Source organism: Actinoplanes sp. NPDC049681, assembly GCF_044465265.1.
In the GTDB taxonomy this organism is placed as follows: Bacteria; Actinomycetota; Actinomycetes; order Mycobacteriales; family Micromonosporaceae; genus Actinoplanes.
This window is the reverse complement of record NZ_JBITLP010000010.1, coordinates 386,930-408,569: the sequence shown is the minus strand read 5'-3', so window position 1 is coordinate 408,569 and position 21,640 is coordinate 386,930. Positions and strand designations below refer to the sequence as shown.

General features: G+C 68.2%; 23 protein-coding genes and 1 tRNA gene. 8 read left to right on the top strand and 16 right to left on the bottom strand.

Going from position 1 to position 21,640, the window contains the following annotated elements; translation table 11 throughout:
* The first annotated feature begins 102 nt into the window (after positions 1–102).
* From ACIBO8_RS34130 to ACIBO8_RS34120, 3 genes are all read left to right on the top strand, one after another.
* The gene (locus ACIBO8_RS34130; protein ID WP_396119554.1) at positions 103–2,349 is read left to right on the top strand and encodes a M4 family metallopeptidase; all 2,247 of its coding nucleotides are present in this window, start codon (positions 103–105) and stop codon (positions 2,347–2,349) included.
* Positions 2,350–2,482: 133 nt separating this feature from the next.
* Positions 2,483–3,313 carry a PQQ-binding-like beta-propeller repeat protein gene (locus tag ACIBO8_RS34125; RefSeq protein WP_396119552.1) on the top strand — a complete coding sequence of 277 codons (831 nt, stop codon included), beginning with the start codon at positions 2,483–2,485 and terminating at the stop codon, positions 3,311–3,313.
* A gap of 6 nt (positions 3,314–3,319) precedes the next feature.
* Complete coding sequence (locus ACIBO8_RS34120) at positions 3,320–3,640, top strand: PQQ-binding-like beta-propeller repeat protein (protein WP_396119595.1); 321 nt, start codon at positions 3,320–3,322, stop codon at positions 3,638–3,640.
* On the opposite strand, the gene ACIBO8_RS34115 is transcribed toward ACIBO8_RS34120, so the two are convergent.
* The 5 genes from ACIBO8_RS34115 to ACIBO8_RS34095 all read right to left on the bottom strand — a co-directional run bounded on the left by ACIBO8_RS34115 (position 3,641) and on the right by ACIBO8_RS34095 (position 8,125).
* Complete coding sequence (locus ACIBO8_RS34115) at positions 3,641–4,195, bottom strand: PadR family transcriptional regulator (protein ID WP_396119551.1); 555 nt, start codon at positions 4,193–4,195, stop codon at positions 3,641–3,643.
* Positions 4,196–4,216: 21 nt separating this feature from the next.
* The gene (locus ACIBO8_RS34110) at positions 4,217–5,032 is read right to left on the bottom strand and encodes a crotonase/enoyl-CoA hydratase family protein (RefSeq protein WP_396119550.1); all 816 of its coding nucleotides are present in this window, start codon (positions 5,030–5,032) and stop codon (positions 4,217–4,219) included.
* A gap of 17 nt (positions 5,033–5,049) precedes the next feature.
* Positions 5,050–7,095, bottom strand: coding sequence for an FAD-dependent oxidoreductase (locus tag ACIBO8_RS34105; RefSeq protein WP_396119549.1), 2,046 nt, complete (start codon positions 7,093–7,095; stop codon positions 5,050–5,052).
* Positions 7,096–7,187: 92 nt separating this feature from the next.
* Positions 7,188–7,583 carry a hypothetical protein gene (locus tag ACIBO8_RS34100; protein WP_396119548.1) on the bottom strand — a complete coding sequence of 132 codons (396 nt, stop codon included), beginning with the start codon at positions 7,581–7,583 and terminating at the stop codon, positions 7,188–7,190.
* A complete protein-coding gene (locus ACIBO8_RS34095; protein ID WP_396119547.1) occupies positions 7,583–8,125 on the bottom strand; it encodes a DUF2231 domain-containing protein in 543 nt (180 codons plus the stop codon). Before ACIBO8_RS34095 ends, ACIBO8_RS34100 begins: the two co-directional genes overlap by 1 nt.
* Before the next feature lie 101 nt (positions 8,126–8,226).
* Between ACIBO8_RS34095 and ACIBO8_RS34090 the strand changes: the two genes are divergently transcribed.
* Together ACIBO8_RS34090 and ACIBO8_RS34085 are read left to right on the top strand one after the other, a co-directional pair.
* Positions 8,227–8,892 (top strand): helix-turn-helix transcriptional regulator, encoded by a 666-nt coding sequence (locus ACIBO8_RS34090; RefSeq protein WP_396119546.1) that lies wholly within the window; start codon positions 8,227–8,229, stop codon positions 8,890–8,892.
* A gap of 40 nt (positions 8,893–8,932) precedes the next feature.
* The gene (locus ACIBO8_RS34085) at positions 8,933–9,403 is read left to right on the top strand and encodes an SRPBCC family protein (protein WP_396119545.1); all 471 of its coding nucleotides are present in this window, start codon (positions 8,933–8,935) and stop codon (positions 9,401–9,403) included.
* Between the two features lie 24 nt (positions 9,404–9,427).
* Here the strand turns inward: ACIBO8_RS34085 and ACIBO8_RS34080 are convergent, their stop codons facing one another.
* A complete protein-coding gene (locus ACIBO8_RS34080; RefSeq protein ID WP_396119544.1) occupies positions 9,428–10,075 on the bottom strand; it encodes a SecDF P1 head subdomain-containing protein in 648 nt (215 codons plus the stop codon).
* On the bottom strand, positions 10,062–10,622 hold the full coding sequence (locus tag ACIBO8_RS34075) for a SigE family RNA polymerase sigma factor (RefSeq protein WP_396119543.1): 561 nt from the start codon (positions 10,620–10,622) through the stop codon (positions 10,062–10,064). Before ACIBO8_RS34075 ends, ACIBO8_RS34080 begins: the two co-directional genes overlap by 14 nt.
* A gap of 634 nt (positions 10,623–11,256) precedes the next feature.
* On the opposite strand from ACIBO8_RS34075, the gene ACIBO8_RS34070 reads away from it, so the two are divergent.
* Positions 11,257–11,412: a hypothetical protein gene (locus ACIBO8_RS34070; RefSeq protein ID WP_396119542.1), complete on the top strand. Its 156-nt coding sequence runs from the start codon at positions 11,257–11,259 to the stop codon at positions 11,410–11,412.
* Positions 11,413–11,974: 562 nt separating this feature from the next.
* Complete coding sequence (locus ACIBO8_RS34065) at positions 11,975–12,655, top strand: DUF4304 domain-containing protein (RefSeq protein WP_396119541.1); 681 nt, start codon at positions 11,975–11,977, stop codon at positions 12,653–12,655.
* A gap of 455 nt (positions 12,656–13,110) precedes the next feature.
* Here the strand turns inward: ACIBO8_RS34065 and ACIBO8_RS34060 are convergent.
* From ACIBO8_RS34060 to ACIBO8_RS34040, 5 genes are all read right to left on the bottom strand, one after another.
* A tRNA-Lys gene (locus tag ACIBO8_RS34060) sits at positions 13,111–13,182 on the bottom strand.
* A 109-nt stretch (positions 13,183–13,291) separates the two neighbouring features.
* Positions 13,292–13,813, bottom strand: a complete 522-nt coding sequence (locus ACIBO8_RS34055; RefSeq protein WP_396119540.1) for a DUF4262 domain-containing protein — start codon at positions 13,811–13,813, stop codon at positions 13,292–13,294.
* A 481-nt stretch (positions 13,814–14,294) separates the two neighbouring features.
* Positions 14,295–15,071: a hypothetical protein gene (locus ACIBO8_RS34050; RefSeq protein ID WP_396119539.1), complete on the bottom strand. Its 777-nt coding sequence runs from the start codon at positions 15,069–15,071 to the stop codon at positions 14,295–14,297.
* 192 nt (positions 15,072–15,263) lie between these two features.
* Positions 15,264–15,488 (bottom strand): hypothetical protein, encoded by a 225-nt coding sequence (locus ACIBO8_RS34045; protein ID WP_396119538.1) that lies wholly within the window; start codon positions 15,486–15,488, stop codon positions 15,264–15,266.
* A gap of 624 nt (positions 15,489–16,112) precedes the next feature.
* Positions 16,113–16,340 (bottom strand): hypothetical protein, encoded by a 228-nt coding sequence (locus ACIBO8_RS34040; protein WP_396119536.1) that lies wholly within the window; start codon positions 16,338–16,340, stop codon positions 16,113–16,115.
* 556 nt (positions 16,341–16,896) lie between these two features.
* On the opposite strand from ACIBO8_RS34040, the gene ACIBO8_RS34035 reads away from it, so the two are divergent.
* Positions 16,897–17,490, top strand: a complete 594-nt coding sequence (locus tag ACIBO8_RS34035) for an HNH endonuclease family protein (RefSeq protein ID WP_396119594.1) — start codon at positions 16,897–16,899, stop codon at positions 17,488–17,490.
* Positions 17,491–17,494: 4 nt separating this feature from the next.
* Here the strand turns inward: ACIBO8_RS34035 and ACIBO8_RS34030 are convergent, their stop codons facing one another.
* The 4 genes from ACIBO8_RS34030 to ACIBO8_RS34015 all read right to left on the bottom strand — a co-directional run bounded on the left by ACIBO8_RS34030 (position 17,495) and on the right by ACIBO8_RS34015 (position 21,607).
* Complete coding sequence (locus ACIBO8_RS34030) at positions 17,495–17,908, bottom strand: TrmH family RNA methyltransferase (RefSeq protein WP_396119535.1); 414 nt, start codon at positions 17,906–17,908, stop codon at positions 17,495–17,497.
* Positions 17,909–18,124: 216 nt separating this feature from the next.
* Positions 18,125–18,763 carry a hypothetical protein gene (locus tag ACIBO8_RS34025; RefSeq protein WP_396119534.1) on the bottom strand — a complete coding sequence of 213 codons (639 nt, stop codon included), beginning with the start codon at positions 18,761–18,763 and terminating at the stop codon, positions 18,125–18,127.
* A 334-nt stretch (positions 18,764–19,097) separates the two neighbouring features.
* Positions 19,098–19,550, bottom strand: coding sequence for a Pycsar system effector family protein (locus ACIBO8_RS34020; protein ID WP_396119533.1), 453 nt, complete (start codon positions 19,548–19,550; stop codon positions 19,098–19,100).
* A complete protein-coding gene (locus ACIBO8_RS34015) occupies positions 19,547–21,607 on the bottom strand; it encodes a M6 family metalloprotease domain-containing protein (protein WP_396119532.1) in 2,061 nt (686 codons plus the stop codon). The genes ACIBO8_RS34020 and ACIBO8_RS34015 overlap by 4 nt, the downstream gene beginning before the upstream one ends.
* Between the last annotated feature and the right edge of the window lie 33 nt (positions 21,608–21,640).

The window sequence follows — 21,640 nt, the reverse complement described above, 5'->3', positions numbered from 1 at the left end:
AGACATGTAAAAAGTTCATGAATGACCTATTCAGCCTTCACGTACTCCGGAATTATATCGAGATCTATGGATGCTCCCGCGTCCTGATCAGGGAGGAACGGGTTGAGAACAGGTCTCGCACTGGCGGGCGCCGCGTTGCTGGCCGGTAGCGGCCTCGCGGTCACCGCCACCAGTGTGTCCGCCGCGCCGCCGTCCACACCGTCCAACTCGCTGCTGGCCGCCGCCGGTGCAGCGCTCGAGAACCACGCCCGGGCCGTCAAGGGCTCGCCCCAGGACCGATACACCGTCTACAGCAGCAAGCGGGACGCCAGGGGCAACGGCGTGGTCCGCTATACCCGTACCCATCAAGGTCTGCGCGTCTACGGCGGAGATCTCGTCATCCGGGTCGGCGCCGACGGCGCCTTCACCGGCAGCTCCGTCGGCCTCGCGAAGCCGCTCTCGCTCAGCGTCTCCCCGAAGGTCGGCACCGCGAGCGCGCGTGCCGCCGCCAGGAAGGCCTTCTCCGGAAAGGTGGCCTCGGTCGGCAAGCCGGAACTGTTCATCGACGCCAGTAGCGGCGCACCGGCGCTGGCATGGGAAACGGTCGTCAACGGCATGGCAAAGGACGACCAGACCCCGTCGCGGCTGCACGTCGTCAGCGATGCGACGACGAATGCGGTCCGTGGCTCGTTCGACGAGATCGAGACCGTCGACGGCACCGGAAACAGTCTCTACTCGGGCTCCGTGGCCATCGACACCACGCCCTCGGGCGACGCTTACACCCTGGTCGATCCCGTACGCGGAAACGGCCGCACCTGCGACCTCAACAACGGCACCTCGACCTGCACGACGTTCACCGACTCCGACAACGTCTGGGGCACCGGCGCGATCACCGACCGGGCCTCCGCCGCCGTCGACGCGCATTTCGGCGCCGCCACCACGTTCGACTACTTCCACGACGTCCACGGGCGCAACGGCATCTTCGGCAACGGTACGGGCGTGCCCTCCCGCGTGCATTACGGGAATGCCTACGTCAACGCCTTCTGGGACGGTGCCCAGATGACCTACGGCGACGGTACGGGCAACGCCAAGCCCCTGGTCGCCCTCGACGTGGCGGGTCACGAGATGTCCCACGGCGTCACCGAGAACGTGGTACCGGGCGGGCTGACGTACTCCGGCGAATCCGGCGGCCTGAACGAGGCGACGAGTGACATCTTCGGCACGATGGTGGAGTTCTACGCGAACACCACGGGCGACCCCGGCGATTACGACATCGGCGAGAAAATCGATATCCGCGGTACGGGCGCCCCGTTGCGCTACATGTACAACCCCGCCCTCGACGGCGTCTCGCACTCCTGCTGGTCGACGGCTACCAACGGGGTCGACGTGCACTATTCCTCCGGCGTGGCGAACCACTTCTTCTTCAACCTCGCGGAGGGGACGGGCGCCACGGCGTACGGGACCTCACCGATCTGTGGTGCCGCGGAGCCGGTGGTCGGCATCGGCCGCGAGAAGGCGGAGAAGATCTGGTTCCGGGCCCTGGACACGTATTTCGTGTCGAACACGCGCTATGTCAACACCGCCGCCCCCGCCAACACGGCGCGGGCCTACTCGCTCTCGGCGGCCGCGGACCTCTACGGCCTGTGCGGGACGGAATACAAGGCGGTGCAGGCGGCGTGGACGGCGGTGAACGTGGCCGGCAGCGACTACTGCCCCACGGATCACGACTTCTCGGTGGCCATCTCGCCAGGAACGGTGACGCTGGACCGCGGTGAAACAGTCACCACGAATCTGGCCACGACGGTGACCAATGGCACCCCGGAAACGGCCACCCTGACCGCGACCGGCGCGCCGGCGGGCGTGACGGTGGCGTTCTCCCCGGCCGAGATCACCGCGGGGGAATCGGCCACGGTGACCGTGACGACGTCGGAAACCCTCGGAACCGGCACCTATCCGATCACGCTGACCGCCACGACACCCTCGGTGGCGCACTCGACAATTCTCCATCTGACGGTACGCAGCCCGCAGGGTTGCACGGCCGCCAACGACACCGACGTCGCCATCCCGGACAACACAACGGTGACGAGCAGCGTGGAACTCAGCGGCTGCACGATCACTCCGTCATCGTCCAGCGCGGTGGAGGTGCATATCGTCCACACCTACATCGGTGACCTGGTGGTGAGCCTGGTGGCGCCGGACGGGAGTGTGTACACCCTGCACGATCGCGCCGGCGGCAGCACGGACAACATCGATCAGACGTACGCGGTGAATCTGTCCGGTGAATCGCCGGACGGAACCTGGACGCTGCGGGTGCAGGACACCGCGGCGATCGACACCGGGTACCTCAACAGCTGGAGTTTGTCCCTGTGACACGTGGCGCCGTTGGCCGGTTCCCGAGACCGGCCAACGGCGCTCTCGAATGGGTGATCGAGTCGCACGGCGCACGCTCGTCGGTGCAGCGCGCCCCTACGTTGAGGCTGATCGCGTCTCGTAGGAGGTTCTCGTGAAGTACCGGTTGCTGTCGGCAATCCTTGTCACCGCCATCGGCGCAGCACTGGGTTCTTCCGCCCAAGCCGCGGGGGTGGACGCCTGGGGGCAGGCGGCCTCCCACGCGACCGGTGACTACTACAACCCCGGCGAATCAAAACTGACGCCGGGGATGGTCCCGAAGGTGAAGAAGCGGTGGGCCGTCCCGCTGAGCACAGCGAAATGCACGTCGCCGTCGGGCCCACTGATCGGCGCGAATCGGCTCGTCACCGCGGCCGCCTATCGCATCAGCGGGTACGACGCGATCACCGGCTCGCTGAAATGGCGGACACCCGACGCCGGGAAACGGGACATCGACCTCGCCGCGATCGTCGGCACCACCCTCGTCGCCCAATACCGGGACTGCCGATCCGGTAAGTCGTACCTGACCGCGCTCAATGCCGGCACCGGCAAGACCCTCTACACCAAACAGATCACCGCGATGATGTACGACCTGCTCGTGGACAGGGGCGTGCTGGTCGGCGGGCTGTGGGACCCGACGATCAGCAATTACGGGCTCCGGGCGTACCGAATCTCCGACGGTGCGCAGATCTGGGCGCGACAGGGTTCGATGGCGGGCGAGGCGGTGTCGGCCGGCGGCCGGATTCTGATGTTCGGGAACGATGAGCCAGGAGCCGCGTACGACATCACCACCGGCAAGCGGCTGTGGCCCACCGGTGCGGGTTGCTTCAGCCCGATCGGGGCATCGCCGGACGGCACCAAGTTCTACATGAGCTGCAACGACAGCGACGGCATCCAGGTCGTCGACGCGGGCACCGGGCAGGTGACAGCGTCGTTCCCGTACTAGGGCACCATTTTCGGATTCGCCACCGACGGACGACGCGTCTATCTCGGAACCTTGTCCGACGCGGGTGTCCTGGCCGTCGACGCGGCTACCGGAGACAAGGTGTGGTCGGCGAAGTTCGCCGAGCGCGGACCCATCATGTTCTCGACCGGCGGCGGCGTCGTGTACGGATGGCGCAGTAACGGCTATCCGACCGCTGCCTTCGACGCGCAGACGGGGCGTGCCGTCAGGGTGGATGCGAGCACGTCGGCGATTCAGGGTCCACCCCTGGTGGCCAACGGCCGCCTGTACGGAACAACCGGAGCCTCCGTAACCACCTTTGCCCCGTGATCAGGGACTGCGGCGGTTGAGGACCTCGAGCGCCTTGCGGCCCCAGGCGATGTTCTCGCGTTCGAACATGATTCCGCGCTGCAGGGTCAGGTACGGGCCGATCCGTTTGCTGGTCCTCAAGAACTCCTCGTCGTCGCGGCCGCCGAGAATTTCCACCAGCCGGGCCTCGTAGGTCTGCAGGCGACGGGCACTGGAATCGATACGGGATTCGATCGACGAGCGGACGCTGGGCAGATCCGCGTGGGCCAGCGCCTCGACCTGGACCAGGAGCTCATCGCGTACCGTCGTCGGCCTTGGCTCTTGTTTCGTGAACTCGTGCAGCGCGGTGCGGCCGGCTTCGGTCAGCGAATAGAGGCGCTTGTCCGGGCGCTTGGGCTGGGCGACGACCCGCGCCGACAGCAGGCCGTCCGACTCCATCTTCTCCAACTCGCGGTACAGCTGTTGCGAGGTGGCGGTCCAGAAGTTCGCTACCGAGACGTGGAACTGCTTGGCCAGCTCGTAGCCGGACGCCTCGCGGTTGATGAGGGCGGCGAGGACTGCGTTGCGAAGCGACACGGGACCCAGGTTACGAGGCGGTCAGCGGGCACGTGGCCGGTAGTCCGGCGCCGTCTTGCTGCGGGCGGCGCGCTGGGCGATCTTGGTGTTGGGCAGCATGAGCAGGCGCACCTGTTCCCGCCGCTCCCGGGCGAAGGTCCGCCGGGCGCTGCCGGTCACCGCGCGGTCGAGCAGACGCTTCGCGGCGGCGACCGCGTCCGGGGAACGGGCGGCGAGCTGCTGCGCGAAGGAGGTGGCGGCCGCCGTCGGATCGTCGTGCACTTCGGTGACGAGGCCGATGCGGGCCGCCTCGGATCCGGAGATCTGCTCGGCGGTCATCGTGAGGCGTTTGGCGACATCGAGGCCGACCACCTCGGAGAGGCTCCGCATGCCGGTCATGTCGGGGATGATGCCCCACTTGCCTTCGAGCACGGACCATTTCGAGTCCGGCGTCGCGAAACGGAAGTCCGCGCTCAGCGCGATCTGCACGGCTCCGCCGTAACAATGCCCGTGCACAGCGGCGATCACCGGGACAGGAATCCGCCGCCATGCCCAGCATGCTTCCTGGAAAAGGTTCGTTCCGCGCCACGGTACGGGCAGGAAGGCGCCCACGATGCGACGCGGCGTACGCATGACCTCGGGAATGTCCAGGCCGGAGCAGAACGACTCGCCCTCGCCCCCGATGACGACAGCCCGCAGCGTACGGTCGCGGCGCAGCCACCGGGCCGTGCGGACCAGCTCGTCGAGGGTATCCAGGGTGAGCGCGTTGAGCTTGTCCGGCCGGGTGAGGCGGACGTGCGCGATCCCGTCCTCGACCCGGGTGGTCACGAGCTTCGTCGACGGCTGCTTGCTGGTCATGGTGTCGCTCCTGGTGGTCAGAGCCGGGCGGCGAGCTCGGTCGCCTGCTTGATCGCGCGCTTGGCGTCCAGCTCGGCGGCCACGTCGGCGCCGCCGATGACATGAACGGACACGCCCTGCTGGGTGAGCGGCTCGACGAGGTCGCGGACCGACTCCTGGCCGGCGCAGACCACGATCGTGTCGACGGGAAGCAGCCGGGCCTCGCGCGGGGACTTCGGATCGCGGGCGTTCTGCGGCACGGTGATGTGCAGGCCCTCGTCGTCGACGCGGACGTACTCCACTCCACGCAGCATGTTCACGCCGGAGTCCTGCAAGGTGGCGCGGTGCACCCAGCCGGTGGTCTTGCCGAGCCCCTTGCCCAGCGAGGTCGTCTTGCGCTGCAGCAGGTGCACCTCGCGGCGGGGACGCGCGAGCGTCTTGGTGGTGAGTCCGCCTCGCTGCAATGCCGGATCGGTGACCCCCCACCGTCGCATCCACGGGTCGACCTGCTCACCCGGCTCGTGCAGCAGGAACTCCGCGACGTCAAAACCGATCCCGCCGGCGCCGATGACGGCGACCCGGTCGCCCACCGCGGCCCGGTCGGAGATCACCTGCTGGTACGTGAACACCTTCGGATGCGTCATCCCGGGAATGCGCGGCATCCGGGGCGCCACACCGGTCGCCACGATCACCTCGTCGAAGCCGGCCAGATCCGATGCCGAGGCGCGTACTCCCAGGTGGAGGGAGACGCCCCGGACCTCGATCATGTGCTGGTAGTACGCCAGCGTGTGGCCGAAGTCCTCCTTGCCGGGGATGCGTGCCGCCAGGCGGAACTGTCCGCCGATCCGGTCCGCGGCCTCGAAGAGCTCGACGCGGTGCCCGCGCCCGGCCAGCTCGACCGCCGCGGCGAGCCCGGCCGGACCGGCGCCGACCACAGCGATGCGCTTGGCCGTGCGGGTGGGCGCCAGCACCAGCTCCGTCTCGTACCCGGCCCGCGGGTTGAGCATGCAGGTGGCTCGCTTGTTGCGGAAGGTGTGGTCGAGGCACGCCTGGTTGCAGGCGATGCAGGTGATGATCTCCCGGTCCCGCCCCGTGGCCGCCTTGTTCACGAACTCCGCGTCGGCCAGCAGCGGCCGAGCCATCGAGATCAGGTCGGCGTCGCCGGCGGCGAGCACCTGCTCGGCGATCTCGGGCCGGTTGATCCGGTTGGAGGCGATCACGGGTACGGACACCTCGCGGCGCAACTTGCCGGTGACCCATGCGAAGGCGGCCGGCGGCACCGAGGTGACGATGGTCGGCACGCGGGCCTCGTGCCAACCGATCCCGGTGTTGAGGATCGACACGCCCCGCTCCTGCAGCCCGCGTGCGAGCTCGACCGTCTCCTCCCACGACTGGGCGTCGTCGACGAGGTCCAGCAGACTGATCCGGTACTGCACGATGAAGTCGTCGCCGACCAGGTCTCGGGTCCGCCGTACGATCTCCCACGGGAAGTTCATCCGCTTCGTCGCGGTCCCGCCCCACTTGTCGGTGCGGTCGTTCGTCCGCGCGGCGAGGAACTGATTGATCAGGTACCCCTCCGAGCCCATGATCTCCACGCCGTCGTACCCCGCCTGCCGGGCGAGGCTCGCGGCCCGGGCGAAGGCGGTCGCTGTACGGTCGACCTCCCGCGTGCTCATGGCCCGCGGCTTGAACGGCGTGATCGGCGACTTCCGGCGCGAGGCCGCGGCGCTGAACGGATGGTACGAATACCGCCCGGCGTGCAGCACCTGCAGCAGGATCTTCCCGTCGTGCCGGTGCACCGCGTCGGTCACCACCCGGTGGGCGTGGGCGTGCCGGCGGGACGTCATCATGCTGCCGAACGGCGCCAGCCAGCCGCGCCAGGTCGGCGCAAAACCGCCGGTGACCATGAGGGCGACACCGCCTCGCGCGCGTTCGGCGAAGAACGCGGCGAGCTTCGGCAGGTCCCGTGCCCGATCTTCCAGCTTCGTGTGCATCGAGCCCATGACCACGCGGTTGCGCAGCACGGTGTGCCCGAGGTCGAGAGGGCTCAACAGGGTGGGGTACGGGCTCTCGGGCGCGCTCACGTCTGCCTCCTGGCCTCGACTCGCGGGACCAGCGCAGCATATACAACAATTCACCTATGCAACAGGTTGCATATCACGTTTCTCCGGGCGGATCAGCTTTCGCCGACGCCGAGCGCGGCCAGCAGCACCAGCACCAGGGTGGTGGCGGCGAACACGCCGTGAGCGATGACGACCGGCACCGGGAAGCGCGACTCCGCGGTGCCGGTGCGGCGGGCCGGGATCCAGCGGGCGAACATGGCGAAGCCCAGCAGCGCCACGGGCAGCAGGGCGGCGAACGCCGCCCAGGCCAGGCCGTCATTGTCCGCGGCGAGGTAGGCGATCCACAGCACGAGCCCGATCACCGCGAGCGCGAAATGGCCGAACACCAGGCCGGGCGCGAGCCGCGTGCCGCTGCCGGGCCGGTGGCCGCCCTTGGAGATCCAGATGCCGAGCATGACGAACCCGCCCGCGGCGGTGACGAGCCAGGTGATCAGTGCGGCGATGGCCATCAGGTGTCCTCTCTCGGGGGTACGGCGGTGCTGGAGGTGTAGCCACGCTGCTGGGTGGCTTCGTCGGCCACCCGGACGCCGTAGCGGTAGGCAAGCTCGCCGCCGAGGTAGCCGGAGGCGGTCAATGCGGCCAGAGCCACGCCCGACAAGACCAGAGGTCCTACGGGTACGGGAGCCGGCGGGTGCGCGCCACGGATGGCGAAGTCGATCCCGTACGCGACGGTGACTCCGAGGTTCAGGGCCATGTGCACCAGTGCGACGCGGAACGCCCGCGTGCCCGTCGGGATCGCGAACAGGTCGAGGAACCCGACCGTGGCCGCCGCGAGGGCGCCGAGCACTCCGAGGCCGATCAGCCAGCGGGAGCCCTCGGCCAGGAACCCCGCGTCGTGCACCAGGTGGGAGGCCAGGTCGAAGACGAAACTGGCGATCCACGCGCCGATCGGGACCGCCACCAGGGCGGGGTGCAGCGGGTGCCCGTACGGCCCGGCAAGTCCGGTCACCGGTCGTTTGGCCTGCTCCAGGCCGGACTCGACGCGTGCCATCCGGCACCTCCGAAGTTTTCACCAACGTACGTTGTTGTTAATCATCGTGGACCCGGGTGACGCAAATTTCAACAACCCGTACTGGTGATAATCTTGGTGGGGTGCAAGACCGCTGGAGTGCGCTGGCCGCCCTCGCCGACCCGTCACGTCGAGCGCTGTACGACTACGTCCACCGGCAGGACCACGCCGTCAGCCGCGAGGAAGCCGCCGACGCTCAACGGATGTCGCGGAGCCTGGCCGCCTTCCATCTCGACAAGCTGGTCGACGCCGGCCTCCTGAGCGCCCGATACGAGGCGCCCCCCGGCCAGCCCCGTGGCCGCGGCCGAGCACCCAAGGTCTACGAGCCGGCCGGCGACGGCCTGGCCATCACCATGCCGGAACGACGCTACGAACTCATCGCCGAAATCCTCGCCGACGCCGTGGCCGAAGACCCGGCGCATGCCGAGCAGGCAGCCCACCGCCACGCCCGGCACCACGGCGAGACCATCGGCGCAAAACTGAGCACCGACGGCATCGACTGGGTGAGCGCCCTGACCGCGCTGGGCTTCGAACCACAACCCGACCCCACCGGCCTGATGCTTCTGCACAACTGCCCGTTCCACGCCCTCGCGGCGCGTCACACCGCCCTGGTGTGCGGGCTCAACCACAGCCTCCTCGGCGGCCTCATCGACGGGCTCGGCGCTACGGAGGTGCAGGCCCGGCTGGCCCCGCGCGTCGGCGCTTGCTGCGTTGAGCTGGCCGCCGTGCCGAGTACGCATCCGGAGTAGGGCCATACGGCATTGAGGGAACGTGGGGCACGATGGCGGCATGCCCGTCACCGTTACCACCCACGTCGGCGCCGCACCGGAGGTCGTGTGGGACCTCGTCGCCGACGTCACCCGCATGGGTCAGTGGAGTCCCGAGACCACCCGCTGCCGCTGGCTCACCGAACCCCCGGGCCCCCGTGTGGGAGCCCGCTTCACCGGGACGAACGCTTACCGGGGACGGAGATGGCGTACCGAATGCACAGTCGTGGCCGCCGATCGTGGCCGCGAGTTCAGCTTCGACGTGGTCGGTGCGGGCTTCCTGACCGTGGCCCGCTGGACGTATGAGTTCCGCCCGGTCCACGACGGCTGCGAGGTGACCGAGACCTACACCGACCGCCGGGGGCCGGCGCTCAAGCTGTTCGGCATCGCGGCGTTGGGGATCACCGACCGGGACGCCCACAACCGCCGCACGATGACGCAGACGCTGGATCGACTGCGCGTCGCGGCGGAGGCAGCGCCGGGAGTCGCCTGACGACTCCGGGCCGGTGTCGCCGCTTCAGCTGATCCGGTGGAACAGTTCGGCGGTTTCGTCCGGTCCGGCAGCGACAATTTCGACCGTGGGGCCGCTGATGGTGTCCTGGATGGTGGGTGCCTCGACGACCCGATCACCCACGATGATGCCGAGCATGCCGCGGTGGGGTGCCAGCTTCGCGGTGATCTGCTCGAACCGATCCGCGTCGCTGTACGACATGGTCAGGCGTACGACTACCTCGCTAGTAGCCTCGTCGGTCACTAGTTCGACCTTGCGTGGATTGTCGACTCGGAGGCTGTTCGCGGCGACTCGAAAGCAGCCGTCATCGCCCGGAAGCCAGCCGTCGGCGCAAAGGGTCTGGTGGGGGCGAACCTGTTCAACGGCGGCGAACACCACGGGGAGTCGCTTCGCGGAAGGCGCAGTAGTTGCGGGAGCCGCGGTCGGAGCGGCCGAGACGTGCGACGGCGGCGCGGATCTCGCGGTCACCGCGAACGCCGCTGTGGCGACCCCCACGGCGCACGCCGCCGCCAAGGCTGTTCTCGTATTCCGTGCCTTGCGGCCACGGCGTTCGACCACGTGCAGCAGGTCAGGCGGCACGACCGGCGCCAAGGCGGAGCTGTCGGCGAGGGCCTGGCGGGCGCTCGTCATCAAGTCGGTGTCAGAACGGTCCATTGCTACCCCCATGCATCGTCAACTCGGTGCAAGCGCTGTGTCGCTGCGGCGCCCAGTCGTCCAGTGCGCCGTCGGCGCGTAGTTTGCGCAGACCCCGGGAGGCCTGACTTTTCACGTTGCCGACCGAGGTGCCGAGCACTTCGGCTACCTGAAGCTCGGAAAGATCTTCGTAATAGCGCAGAACCACCACGGCGCGCTGTCGTGGCGGTAACCGGGCGAGTGCCGTGACCAGCGCCTGGCGGGCACCGATGCTGTCCAGCGGATCGTCGTGCGCTGCGGTCTGCGGCAGGCTTTGTGCCGGGCGTTCGCCCCACCATTTCCGACGCCACCACGAGGTGGCCGTCGTGACCATCACCCGGCGTACGTACGCATCCGGCGCTTCTTGATCGCGTATGGTCCGCCACGCCCGCCACGTCTTGACCAGGGCCGTCTGCAGCAGGTCCTGAGCGAGGTGAGAATCCGCGGTGAGCAGGAACGCGGTGCGCAGCAGCGCCGGCGATCTGGCATGGACGAAGTCCGCGAAGTGCAGCTCATCATGTTTCGACACAAACCCACCGTTCTCGATCCGTCGCCCCTATCGGGGTACGGACAACAGACGCCCCGAGAAGTCGCCGAGGTTGCACGGGAACGCAAGATAATCTCGGGCCGGCTCGAAGGCGAATCTCCGGAGCTCCGACCCCGGGCGTCTGGGGCTGGCAGCGCGGTGTCGGCCCGGCTGCGGTCGTTCTCCGCCGGGAGGAGCACGGTGGCTTCCACCGTCGCGCTGATGCGGATCGCCGGCTAGCAGAGTCTGGCCGCGTGACGCACCACCTGGGCGGGCTGCGTACGGAAGCCCTCGTCGGCGGCAAACGTCGTGAAATAACTGCAGGTCAACGTGGGTCGCCGGGGACTCGAACCCCGACGGAAGTCGCCTCATTTGCCGCTCGCCTGCAGTCCGTGTGCGCCCGTGACGCTCGCGGAGTACGACCTCATGGCGTCGCCGGTCGCCGGTCGCCGGTCGCCGGTCGCCGCTCGCCGGTCGCCGCTCGCCGCTCGCCGAGAAGGCTGGACCGAAATGCCGGAAGCGCCGTCGTATGGCGGACGACCTCTCCATCGACAAAGATTCTTACGTTTCCGCTGGCAGATGTTCTGGGTACAGAGGGGCCGGCGGGAGGTGCCCGCCGGCGGAACGGAGCAAAGTCATGTTGATTCTCGGACTCATCCTTTTGCTGTTGGGCATCTTCCTGAAGGTGTCGATCCTCTACACCATCGGCATCATTCTCCTGGTGATCGGTGCGGTGCTCTGGATCCTCGGCGCTGTCGGTCGCCCGGTCGCTGGTCGAAAAGTCTGGTTCTAGGCCCCCCGTCGTAACAGTGAAAAGGGCGCCCCACCTCGAGTGGGCGCCCTTTCGCGTGCCCATAGGCGATGGCGCCCCGAACCCGCTCGCGGCACTCGCCGGCGCATCGTCTCGCTCGGCGTCGGCGCCCGGACTGCCGGGTTGATCGTCTGCGGCAGCCGAGCGGCGTCCACCATGGGCAGTTGATCGCTCACGAGCCCGACATTGGCGCTTAGCGGATCGCATTGGATCTGGTCGCCGCTGACCGCTCCGCTCTGCCGAACATGCTCGTCTTAGGCATGAGCGAGCGATCCGGTGCCAGCGTTCGGTTCGGAATCAACATCTGCTTCGACACTCACGCCCGCAAGCCTCCGCTGTGGTGCCCGGGCGCTGCTACATGTTCGTGTGTCCGGCCTCCGGCGATGAACCCGAACACCTGGCGCAACCCGGCGTCGGCGAGCGCCCATGGACCGCGACGACGACCTGCCGGCCGCCGCGCGTGCTCGGCGGCAACTGAGTGCAGCGGGTTGTCGAACCGAGTCGTGAATTCCTTTGGTTGGTGTGGGACGGCACAATGCCTGACGTGATCGACACGGAGGAAACGGCTGCGGCGGCCGTCCAGAGTTGGCTGGACCGGCTGTACGAGTCAAATGCCGGATTCCGGGTCAAAGCGGTGGCCGACGGCGGTCAGGTGTGGCGAGCAGTAACGGGTAAGCCGGGAACTCACCTCGGAGAATTTTGCGCACAGGTGGACAAGGTGACTGGCGTCGTTCAGGCGGGCTTCGTGCCGCAAATCGGTCCGTCAGCCCGGGACGGCTACTCGCGGATGATGCGGACAACGGTGGTACCGGAACTGCGCCGGCTCGGTTTCACCGGCTCGGGGCGCCGGTTCACCCTGCAAACCGGGAAGTACCTAGGGACAATTGAGTTCCAGCAGTCGCAGGGCAATACGTGGATGGGCGTGAGGTTCACCGCCAACGTCAGCGCGGCATCGTCCTCCGGTTGGACCGCCCGCCTCGGCTCTCTTAGCCACCATGGCTGCGACCACTGGTGGTCGGTTTGGGCAGGATTTCCGAACGACGACGTGGCTGCCGACCTGATCACCGCGATTCGGGACCACGCCGTCCCCGCAATCAAGGGCGAACGTAACCCACCTGATGTTCCAACCGCCGACCTCAATGTCGCGTCTCTCGGTCAGCGGATGCGGGACGCCGTGTCCCACGGCCTCCACCGCCGCCGCTCCCGCAACGGACCCCGACCATGACGAGTCACAGAGGCCGTACCGGCCGGGCCTACTGGCGCTTTGGAGCCGCGCGAGAGCGCTGGCCGCAGCTCTCGACGCCGGATTCGTATTAGCGGTTGTCGTCGCTCTAGCAGCTTGATCACCGTCCGTAGATGAGCGGCTTGTTGACGCCGTCTCAGCGTGCCCGGACGCGATCAACTCGGCATGTCCGGACGGGGCACCCGGCAAAGCCCGAAGCCTCCTTCAGGACCGCGGTGAATTCCCTGATCCACGAGCACAACGACGCCGTGAACCCGGGCAGCCTTCCTCCGCGTATTGACGTCGCCAAGTTTGTCCGCCGCCACCAGACGAAACCACGCCACAGCGTCAACCCGCGAAGCTCTAGCTGCTGCTCGCCGGATGCTCCCCGCGTGCGGCAAACGCCATGAAGCGGACATGCCGACCCGATTGCAGAGCGGAGTAACTGCAGCTCAAGGTGGGCCGCCGGGGACTCGAACCCCGAACCTATGGATTAAAAGTCCACAGCTCTGCCATTGAGCTAGCGGCCCGCGCGATCAGGTTACCCGACCAGGGCAGGCGGGGCGGGGCAGCATGCGGTCGGCGGCAGGATGTCGCGGGTCGGCGCCTGGCGGTGATGGTCTGCTAGGGGTGCGGCGGTCAGACGTCTTGGGTCCAGGTTCCTTGGATGTGCTCGCCGGGCGTGAGCCAGAGGTGTGGCTGAGCGAGCTCGCCGGTGTCCCAGGGGAACGCACCTTCCCGGTCCGGCCAGACAACCTGGAGAAAGGGGACCGGCGGGCGCCGGTAGAACCAGATACCGTGGCCGAAGAAGGCCCTGTACCAGCCCGATTCGATGGTCCTCAGGTGCACCGGATAGCCGTCGACCACGTCGTCGTGAGTTTGGCCGTCGGCGAGGCCGTCGCGGTGCCCGAGGATGTTCGAACAGGACTGCATGACGCGTAGGTCGAGACCGAACATGGCCAGTTCCGGCTCACCGCGGCTGTGCCAACGGCCGATGGTGTACGCCCAGCCCGGCCCCTGCTCGTCGGCCGGAACTCCGACGACGCTCCACCCGAACTCCTCGACGTTGTCGATGACGCCGCGGTCGGCCGCGTCGTAGTCGCCGCGATCGCCGTAGTCGTGGCAGATGACGCAGCGGCAGATTCGCGAAGCCTCGAACACGGCCAGAGCCTATGCGATCACCGCTGCGTGCCCGTGAATGGCCGGCGCGGTCGCTGCACTCCCTGCGACAGGCTCTGACCGGATCGTTATCGACGAGGGCGGCGGCCCGCACGTGCGGGCGGTTGTCAGCTTCAGGGCTGCTGGTGAGCCGTCGATTTTTCCCGGTGCCGCCTCGTACACCAGCAGCTCAGACCTTGATCCAAACGCCGAGAACCGTAGCGCGGGATCGACGGGCGACTTGTAGCGTGCTGCTCGATGAGCAGGCGACGATACGTGGCAAGAGGCGTTCCAGGGGGGTATCGCATTTGGGACAACAGGGCGCGTCGCTGGTGGGGCGATCTGTACGAACTGTGCCCGGACGCGTTGCTGGAGGAACTCAACGGCGCCGGCGACTTCGCAAGGATTACGGCTTTGCTCCGGCGCTACCGGGCGCAGAAGCGGTAGGCCGCCGTCCGTTCGGAGTCAAGGCGGGCGCAGTGGCTCACAAGTCGACGAGCAGTAGCCCTTCATTAGCCAAGTTCACTTCGGGAACGAGGCCGTCCGGCGTGTAGTCCGTGACGAGCAAGCTCCGGCGGTGGTCGAAGCGCAGGCGCTGGCCGGGCGTCAGCGAGTGACCGTCTGCGAGCATTCCGGCGAGGTGATTGATGATGCGGGAGGTGTCCTGGATCCGGTCCGCGGCCACACCGGCGATCAGGTCCGGGCAGCCGAATTTGAGCATGCCCCGGGTATGCACGGGATGGCCGAACCCGGCCACGAGCTCGGTTTCGGCGATCACACTGATCTCGCGCTGAACGGTGAACGGCCGGTCGGGCTCCAGGGCCGCGACTTCCGTACCTGACCACCACGAAGCGGCGTACATGTCGAGTACTGCGCAGCTGCCCGCCTGGGCGAGGCCGGACGCTACGGCCCAGGCCAGTTGCAGATGGGTCAGGTCGGGCGGGTCGTCGAGCTCGACGGCGACCGAGTAACAGCAATCGGCCGCGTCGAGAACCGTCAGGTCCGCCAGCTGCCCGGCTGCGATATGGCGGAACGCGCCGGTACGCCAGCTGTCGATCCACGCCGGATTGTCGGCATAGCGGTGCAGGCGCACGTCCAACGCGGCAACGGGAACGTCCCGCGGTACGGCGTCGCGGCTGAGGTTGAAGTCCGGTCCGGAGCCCAACGCTCCCTCGTCGGCGAACGCGAGCAATACGACGTTCGCGCGGCGTCCGGTGACGCGAAACGCCGATCGGGTCCAAGGCATGATCGCGGCAGTCACCGCCGCATCGTGCCACGCGGCTTCGTCCGAGGGTGCCTCGAGTTCGAGGAGCGTCAGGGACCCCCCGTTCCCGAGCACCGTGCTGCGGTTCAGGGTGCATCGACCGCCCGCTCCAGGACCTTGACCCCTCGGTCCGCGGCGCCGGATGACGGCAGGCGCGGCGCTGGGCGACGCGCCTGCCGCAGCCCGGTGCTACTTCGCCAGGCGGCCGAGTTCTGCGATCGCCTGAGCTGCTCGGATGTACTTGTTCCCGGCTAGGTCACCGATTGTCTTGATGTTGAACGCCTGCTTCAGCGCCTCGCCGTCGGACTCGCTGACTCCGGACAGTGCGGAGACGGGCGCGTCGACCAGTTCGGCCGGCGAGGTGGACTCGTACGCCTTGTCGAGCAGTGCGTCGAGGTTTACGGAGATCGGCATACGTGCGTTCCCTTCACGAGGCGGCCGTTGCCGAGCGACTGCCCGGCCGTAGATGCGACCTTTGCCGGTGGTGACCGGCTGAAACCTCGGGACGCGATCAACCGCGGGTGTAGTAGTCGATCAAAGAAGAGTCTGGCCTTCGGTGCTCGGACGTGAGGCCGAGCAACCTGGCGTCCTCGCCGCGCAGCCTCTCGGCCGCGGTGTCGCGTGAGGACCGGTAGTTTCCTTGGGAATCGGGACGATCCGTCGACCCCGAGGTCGACCGATCGCGCAGCCCGATGAGGTGCTTCAGAATGTCTTTACGCCTGCGGCACATGTGCCCTCCCCCGAATGGCGTGTGACCCGTGCCGGGCTGTTGCCCGGTGCCGGCAACGGGTATTGCTTGTTGTGCTGCGCGCTGAATCAGTCGGTTTCCTTCCGTCGAGATCTGGTACGCAAGTGGACGTTGATATTCATCGTTGGGGCTCGGCGACGGATGTGCTGCTGCTTTTGTCGCAGCAAGAGATCAACTTCGCCTCACGAGGGCCTTGATGCCGCGGTTGACCAGCGATGACATCGATGAGTGTGACGCTTGCAACGTTGCCGTGACATCCCGCGACGTGGACTGCCGGTGGCTGCGAACGCCTACGGCAGGAATGCGCTGAAGTGTTCTGCCGCCACGCCTGCCATGGCAGGAGCATCGTGTGATCCGTCGACTTCGATGACGCGGATGTTCAAGCGCTCGGCTTCTTCGGCGATCAAACGGTCGCGCGCAATGCGGTTCCGCACCATGCGCTGCGTCGAGGGCAGCAGTGGCGCTACGAGTTCCGGGCGAAGCCCCCAGCCGTCAGCAATGATCAGGCGCGGTGACACGAGCGCTCGACGGTCGAGCGGACTTTCTCCGCGGCGCGGTGCCGTGCTGCCCGGCGGTCCAGAGAACCTCGGGCGTCGGAGTTGTGGTAGGTGAGTGGCGACGGTGGACTTGCCGGCCATTGGCCGCCGCCGATCCAGAGGGTGCGTTGCAGGGTCGTGAGGGGATCCCATTGCATGATGAGAATCGTGGTGTCAACCAGCGTCAAGATCAAGTCTTGTTCTTCATCGCCGGAGCTGATTATCTATATGTAGAGGAAGTCCGTCCGCGGCGCGGCCGAACGCATACGCCGCGGGAATGATCCCGAGATTCGTGACGGAGCCCTCGGCCAAGCTCGGCGGCGATGCTCAACGACGCCGCGACCGTGATGTCGCAGCGGGACGATGTCCGAGCGTCGTACGACCGCAATGGGATGTTCACGCAGGCAGCAGCGCGATCGACACTGGCTCCCATCTATATCTGAGGCGCACGTCGCCGACCATGGGCGGCGCCTGGACCTGATGGGAGCCGGCCGTGAGCCGTACCAGTCACCGGATCTTCACCCTTGTCGCCGCCGGAATGGTGGCCATCGGCGTGGTGCCGTCGCCGGCGCATGCCGCCCCGACCGGGATCCCGTCCAAGTCGACGGCTCAAACGCAGCTGAACGCCCTCACCGTGGCGGCGCAGGGCTCGATGAGTGGGTACTCGCGCGACCTGTTCCCGCACTGGATCACCATCAGCGGTACCTGCAACACCCGCGAGACCGTGCTGGAGCGCGACGGCGATTCCGTGGTCACCGAGGCGAGCTGCGCCGCCACCTCGGGGCGCTGGTACTCGCCGTACGACGGCGCCACCTGGACGGCGGCTTCCGATGTTGACATCGACCATGTCGTGCCGCTGGCCGAGGCGTGGCGTTCGGGTGCGAGTTCGTGGACGACCAGCCGGCGGCAGAGCTTCGCCAACGACCTCACCCGTCCGCAACTGATCGCGGTGACCGACAACGTGAACCAGGCCAAGGGTGACCAGGACCCGTCGACCTGGCAGCCGAGTGTCACCTCGTACCGATGCACCTACGCCAAGATGTGGATCGCCGTGAAGTCCTACTGGGCGCTCAGTCTGCAGTCCACGGAGAAGACCGCCCTGCAGACGATGCTCGGCACTTGCTCTTCCTGAACGGCTACAGCAGCCCGGCGAGCTTGTACAGCACGAGCGATCCCGCTACGGCGACGTTGAGGCTCGATCCGGTGCCGATCATCGGGATCTCCACCGCGCCGTCGAGGAGGTCGAGGGCTTGCGGTGGGATGCCGGTGGCTTCGTGTCCGAGCACCATGACGGTGCGGCGGCGGGCGGTGGGCAGGTCGGCGAGCCGGATCGCCTCGTCGGCCAGCTCTACTCCGAGGATGGCCGAGCCTGCCTGGCGCTCGTCGGCGAGCCAGCGCAGTGGGCTGCCGATGCGGTGTACGCAGGCGGGTTGGCGCAGCGTGTTGCCGCGGTCGAGGGCCTGGTCGACCCAGCCGAACGGCGGTACTGCGAGGCAGGCGCCCACGGCGTCGCAGGTGCGCAGCAGCGTGCCGAGGTTGGCGCCGTGCATCGGCCAGAGGGGTGCGGCGACGAGGTGGCCCCAGCACCGGTGGCGGCGAGGGCGCCGGGCCGACCGGATCTCACGGGGGGTCCGGACCCGGATTGCGGGCTTCACCGCAGGGGAGCGGTTGCGCTCCGAAGTTCGAGGATCATGTACGGCGTGCTTCTCGGCGCACGCGAGCCATCGACGAGGCGAGGTGATTCCGATCGGCAGGGTATCGCATCGTCAGCGGGTGACGTCGATGCGATCGAAGTCGGGCGCGTAGTCGGTGTCGTTGCGCATCTCGATCGTGTTCGGCCCGGCGTTGAGGCCGAGCCGCAGGCTGAGGGTGTCCACGGTGTACCAGTCGGGGCTGGCCGGGAACGTCATGCTTCCCAGGGAGTGGCCGTTGACCAGGATCGTGGTGTCGCGCGGATCGCCTGATATGTACTGGATCCGGACGTTGTAGGTGCCGGTGTCGGGCACCGTCAGGCTCGTGAAGCGCAGGAAGTTGTCTTCGTTGTTGCCGACGAACCGTACGACGAGGCCGTCGGAGGCGTCGTCTCGTGGCATCGCGCGGGCCTGGCCGCCCATCACATTGCGCTGCGACTCCGCTTCGAAGGTTGCCTGGAACGGCGCCGGGCTGGTCGGAGCGGTCGTGGCTGGCGACGTGGGCGCGCGCCGGGATGCCGGTGGGTGAACGACGCGGACCCGGGTGGCCGCGCTCGTGCGGACCGGCGACGTGGACGGCGAGGGCGCGGGTGTCGGTGTGGCCGCCTCCGTCGTCGGGGCGTACGTAAAGGGCAACTGGGCCACCGGAGCCGGGGATTTGGGTTCGGGCATCACGGCGATCAGCGCACCGGCCGCGCCGAGGCCGACGATCACCGCGGCGACGGCGCCACGCCTGCGCCGCGGGGAGGTCGCCGATTGGCGCCGGGCGGTTCGGGTGGGGCGTTCGACGGTCGGGGCTGACGGAGGAGCCGGCTGTGCCGAACGGGCCGATGCCGGCGGGCGTACGGAAGAAGTGGCGGGCGGTACCCAGCCGCCGATGCGCAGCGTGTCGACGGATGGCTGCCGGTCATCCTCATGCATGAACTTGCTCGTCCTCACTCGTGGTCCGCCGAGGCTAATCTCGCTGAAGCCCGGTACGGCCCTCTGTTCGGACGATCTTCACGCGGCCGGAAGGTCAAGATCATCCTGGCCGTCCGGGCGGGCGCCGCTAGCCTCGGATGACGCTCAGCAGCGCCGCCAGGCCCAGCAGGATGAGCGCCGCCTTGAGCATGTTGCCGGCGTCGCGCAGAGCCCTGTACTTCGCCGCGGCGATGCGCGACAGGACGAGCAGCTCGTCGAGCTCGTAGTCGCGGGCGAGTGCTGCGCGCAGTCCCTCACGGTCGCACTGGGCCCAGTTGAGGAAGCTGCCGCCGCCGGAGGCGTCCAGGCGGGGGAGGACGACGTTGAGCAGGAACCAGACGGCCACCGCGGCGAGGAGGCCGCCCGCCACGGCGAGGACCGTGATCGGCCAGACCTCGTCGAAGAGGATCGGGGCGTTGGCGGCGACCGGGCCGGCCGCCAGGGCCACGGTGGCCAGCGCGATCGAGGCCTGGGTGTTCGCGCCGGCGATCTCGTTGCGTACCGTGGCGGCTTCCTGCTCGATGCGTGGGTCGCTCGTCATGGCGTACCCCCGTGGACCCGGCAGGTGGTGGTGGCGGTCGCCGCCGGGTCGCTTTCCGAGGTGATGGCGACCGCTACCTTCGTGCCTCGCGTCTGCCCGGCGATGCGTTTGACGTAGACGTCCACTCCGGCTGAGCGACCGGCCGGGATGCCGGCGACCGCGTGCGGCAGCCAGGTGGTCCAGCCCGCTCCTGCCGCGGCGGCGATCCTGAACACGTCCGAGCCGGGGGACGGTGCGGTGTTGCGTACCGGAATCCGGCAGCGTGCCCACCCGGAGGGCGGCACGGCGGCAGCATCCGGACTGGCCGCCACGCCGCGGGTTTGCGGGCCGGCGCCGTCGAGGGAACGGACCGCGACCGTGTACGACAGCACCCCCGCCCGGTTCCGCCGCATGTCGAGGACGTAGAAGTGCAGGCGGTTGGCCGTGTCGACGTACTCGTACTCACTGCCGGAATCGGTGCCCGCGTGGAACAGCGCGTCCGAGAGCTGGCGGTAGTCGCCGACGGTCATCTTCTGCGGCGTACCGTCCGGCAGGACGAAGTCCACCTTGTCGATGTCCTGCGGGTTGGCGTCGATCGTCCAGATGAACGGTGCGTAGTCGGCGTTCTTGGTCTTCGCCAGCAGGACGCCGGAGTCCGGGGTGAACGAGTCGAAGCCTTCGCGGTCGACGACCTCGAGCGTGTAGTTGTCGTAGCCGCCGCCGTCGCAGTACGGGTCGGTCGCGGTGTTGCAGGGCGCAGCCGCGTCGCCGCCGTCGAGGCTTACGTTGATGCCGGAAAGACCGTGCGGACCGGGCTGCACCTCCCGGGCCGTGAGGCGGGCGACGACGACGCCCGAGTCGGCGAGCGCCTTGCGGGAAAGCTGCAGCACCGCGGTGTCGTCGACGATTCCGAGCTTCATCTTGTTGCGCAGCATGTGCTGGGCGCCCATGGAAGAGCCCGCCGTGCCGGGGATGAGCCATCGGCTGTGCGGGCCGCCGGGGCCGTTGAACGTGCCGCGGCTGAGCATCTCCCAGGGGCCGCTGTAGTCGCGGCGGGCGGGCACCGAGTACGGGTTGTTGTAGTTGTCGCCCACGCCGAGGATGTGGCTGAACTCGTGGGCGTACGTGGACATGCCGGAGCTCTCCGCCTGCAGTGAGCTGCCGCTGGCCGCGTTCGGCCAGATGGCGGACGAGGCCTGCCACGAGGTCCAGTCGACGTAGCGCGTGGCGTTCCAGTTGGGCAGGGCGTCGTCGGGCGGTCCGAAGGCGTCGGAGACCTGTTCCTTCGTGGCGAACTTCATCTGGCCGAACTCCTGCCAGGTGGAGGACTCGTCCTGCCCCGCGGCCAGGAAGAACACGAAGTCGAAGCTCGAGGCGACATCCTCGCCGGCGGCGGCGATCCAGGCGGCTCTGGCATCGGTACGCAGATCCCGGCCGCACGTGTCACCGGCCGGGCACCCGAGCCCCCGCTGCATCGAGTTCTCGATGCCGTACTCGTGATCAGGGTGCGGCATCTGGTACACGCCGAAGGAGGTGAGGTCGATGCCGTACCGGCCGCCGGAGTCCTCCATCCAGTACTCGTGGATGGTGTGGCCGCGGTTCAGTGTGCCGGGCCGGTTGAGGAAGTCCCGGTAGAACGCCGGTACGTCGGCGCGCTGCAGGTCGTGCACGCCGGAGGGGTTGCCGTAGATGCTGGAGTTCGCCGGCTGGGTCGCGACGAACGGCTGGTTCGGGAAGTCCACGAGCACGAGCGCGCCCCGGAAATTCTCGACCGATCCGGGCACCGACGGGTCCGCCCAGTTCGTGCCCGGCACCGGCGTGTAGTCGTCCCAGGTCATGGTGTCCGGCAGCTCGTAGTTCTGCGGGTCGACCGGCCGGGGTGCGCCGGCCGCGTACGTCCGGGCGGCGGGTTGCGGGCGCTGCCAGGGCTGGGTCTGCGGCCAGTGCCGCATCCGCCACGGGTGTTCCGAACGGGCGCCCGGGGGCGGCTCGGGTGCGGCGTGGGCCGGACCCGCCGTCAGCGCGCCGGTCACCACCAGAAGCACGGCGCCGAAGGCCGAGAGCACACCTCTGGACACGGACCCACCCCCCTGCAATAGAAGATGATCGAT

Coding starts and splice junctions, on each gene's coding strand:
- ACIBO8_RS34110 (WP_396119550.1), bottom strand. CDS start 5,032: ATGACCAGCAAGCAGCCGTCGACGAAGCTCGTGACCACCCGGGTCGAG.
- ACIBO8_RS34100 (WP_396119548.1), bottom strand. CDS start 7,583: ATGGCCATCGCCGCACTGATCACCTGGCTCGTCACCGCCGCGGGCGGG.
- ACIBO8_RS34095 (WP_396119547.1), bottom strand. CDS start 8,125: ATGGCACGCGTCGAGTCCGGCCTGGAGCAGGCCAAACGACCGGTGACC.
- ACIBO8_RS34085 (WP_396119545.1), top strand. CDS start 8,933: ATGCCCGTCACCGTTACCACCCACGTCGGCGCCGCACCGGAGGTCGTG.
- ACIBO8_RS34080 (WP_396119544.1), bottom strand. CDS start 10,075: ATGGACCGTTCTGACACCGACTTGATGACGAGCGCCCGCCAGGCCCTC.
- ACIBO8_RS34070 (WP_396119542.1), top strand. CDS start 11,257: ATGTTGATTCTCGGACTCATCCTTTTGCTGTTGGGCATCTTCCTGAAG.
- ACIBO8_RS34045 (WP_396119538.1), bottom strand. CDS start 15,488: ATGCCGATCTCCGTAAACCTCGACGCACTGCTCGACAAGGCGTACGAG.
- ACIBO8_RS34035 (WP_396119594.1), top strand. CDS start 16,897: ATGGTGGCCATCGGCGTGGTGCCGTCGCCGGCGCATGCCGCCCCGACC.
- ACIBO8_RS34030 (WP_396119535.1), bottom strand. CDS start 17,908: ATGCACGGCGCCAACCTCGGCACGCTGCTGCGCACCTGCGACGCCGTG.
- ACIBO8_RS34020 (WP_396119533.1), bottom strand. CDS start 19,550: ATGACGAGCGACCCACGCATCGAGCAGGAAGCCGCCACGGTACGCAAC.